This window comes from Roseomonas aerilata DSM 19363, from assembly GCF_000711725.1.
Classification (GTDB): Bacteria; Pseudomonadota; Alphaproteobacteria; order Acetobacterales; family Acetobacteraceae; genus Roseomonas; species Roseomonas aerilata.
The window spans coordinates 1-2,007 of sequence record NZ_JONP01000130.1 but is presented as its reverse complement, the minus strand read 5'-3'; the positions used below and the strand labels follow the sequence as shown (position 1 = coordinate 2,007).

At 55.6% G+C, this 2,007-nt stretch carries 3 protein-coding genes; 2 read left to right on the top strand and 1 reads right to left on the bottom strand.

Annotation, left to right across the window (positions count from 1 at the left end; translation table 11 throughout):
- Positions 1 to 190 (top strand): transposase (locus BO39_RS29295; protein ID WP_043840413.1); only part of this gene is annotated, 190 nt, incomplete at its 5' end.
- Positions 191 to 240: 50 nt separating this feature from the next.
- Positions 241 to 1,626 carry a glycosyltransferase family 25 protein gene (locus BO39_RS32300; RefSeq protein WP_084698683.1) on the top strand — a complete coding sequence of 462 codons (1,386 nt, stop codon included), beginning with the start codon at positions 241 to 243 and terminating at the stop codon, positions 1,624 to 1,626.
- A gap of 18 nt (positions 1,627 to 1,644) precedes the next feature.
- Here BO39_RS32300 and BO39_RS35600 read toward each other — a convergent pair whose 3' ends face one another.
- Complete coding sequence (locus BO39_RS35600; RefSeq protein WP_156964177.1) at positions 1,645 to 1,845, bottom strand: DUF3309 family protein; 201 nt, start codon at positions 1,843 to 1,845, stop codon at positions 1,645 to 1,647.
- Positions 1,846 to 2,007: the final 162 nt, after the last annotated feature.

Below are 2,007 nucleotides of genomic sequence, written 5' to 3'. Positions count from 1 at the left end.
GTCCAAGAGCCGCAAGGTCCCGCTCCCCTACGACAAGGCCCTCTATCGGCAGAGGCACCGCATCGAGAACATGTTCGGGCGTCTGAAGGACTGGCGCCGCATCGCCATGCGCTACGACCGATGCGCCCACACCTTCATGTCCACCATCTTCCTCGGCGCCACCGTGCTCTTCTGGATTAAGGAGTCCTGAGCCTAGTGTAACTGACCAAGCCCGAGCGCGAAAATTCATTAGGAGATCAAATGATGAACGAGAAAACTACCGAAGAACTACAGGACAGTCTCGCGCAAGCTAAAATGATGATTGAAGATTTAATAAAAAACAAGGAGTATGACTCCGCGTTAGAAAAAATCAACGATATTCGGGAACACGGAAATTCTTCTGATTTCCTCGATATTCTTGAAGTCGAGATCTACGACAAGCTCAAGAATTTCGATCAATCCGTTGATTTACTCACCCGCATGGCGTCCTCTCATCCAAGCGACCCTTCGATCATTGCACGACTCATCGTTGCCCTTGCGCGCAGTGGGGAAATGGAGCGAGCCGACGACACGGCGCAAGCATTCCTTTCTCACTTCGGGAGCAATGAGGAACTCGATTTGGCCTATGCCTTTGCTCCATCTTATGTCGGCGAGCTTCAGGAAGCCTATGTGCGACTGTCCACCTTTCGGCGCCGCTATCCCTTGAGCCGCTCCGGACTCCGCCGCATCGGCGATGTCGCCCGGCGGCTCTACAGGTTCGACGAAGCCATTGCCGCCCTGGACGAATTGATGGAGAAGCACCCGAAGGTTCGAGGTGTTACAATTGCTCTCCGCGACCGGCTGCATGTTTTTAGAAGGGCCCAATCGATTCGCAGCACCGAGAGAGAGAAAAGTGGCCAGAAGTGCAGCATGGAAATCTATGTCATCAATATGGACCATGACGCGCGCCGGATGGCGATCGTAAGACAGTGGTACGCTCGCATCGGCCTGTCGGTTACCCGCATTGGCGCAGTGCGAGCCCGCTATCTACCGGCTTACGCCCTAAGCCGACTTAGTAAGGACTCTAGGATTGCGGTTGGCACTCTTGGCTGCTTTCTTTCTCACATAAGTGCATGGGAAGCCGTCAGGGTTTCAGGGAAGCCTGGTCTGATCCTGGAAGACGATGCCCGTCCAATGTTCATCTTTTCAGCGGACTCAGCTTGCATCGACGGACTCGATAAATGCGATGTATGCTTCGTAAACGAGCGAATGACGCCGAAGTCCATCGACAATGCGGTGCGAGGCGAGCGCATCGCCACGCTGCCGATACGTGACATAATCCGATCCCGCTCTCCGGCGCAACGCGGGGTTGGCTGCGATGGATACATCCTCACTCCAGCGGGCGCCGAGAAGCTTCTGAAGTTTGTTGAGGCAGACGGCATCAGTGGACATGTAGATTTTCAGTTGCTGAGTTACTGCGCCAGGATAGAATACTTGGAAGGCCTTAGCGCTAGCGGCTTCTTTTTCAGTCAATTAGAAAGATACGTTAAGAGGCGCGATCCGAGGCATCAACTGACGGCTATATCGACCGCCCTGCCTTTTGTAAGGGAGGAAGACTTGGGCTACAGCGCCCGAAATTCGGAGCATGTGATAATGGCTCAGAGCTAAAGACAGGCAACCCAGATATCAAACGCGGCCCGACGCTGTCAGTGTTCCAGATGGGATGTTGCGAGAGGTTGAGGCGGCCGCTGTCTGAACTAAGCCACGACGCGAAAGCCGCGCGCCAGGTCTCCCCAGCGGACGGCTTTTTTTACACGTCCCCAGCAGCAGGACGATCAACACCAACAGGATGAAGCCGAGCGCTCCGGAAGGGCCGTAACGACACAGTCAACTTGGGCGGCCACCAGCTTGCCCGATGGGCTCACCACCGGTTAGTCGGAGGGGATGACTGCCCCCGCCGCCTGCCCCGAGCCGGTGACAAGTAGCACCTGGATGAGGTCGTCATCAGGATAAGCGGCGTGACACACTGGCTTTGGCGTGCCGTCGATC

Excerpts from the sequence above, each read along its gene's own strand:
- BO39_RS32300 (WP_084698683.1), top strand. The coding sequence starts at position 241 with ATGATGAACGAGAAAACTACCGAAGAACTACAGGACAGTCTCGCGCAA.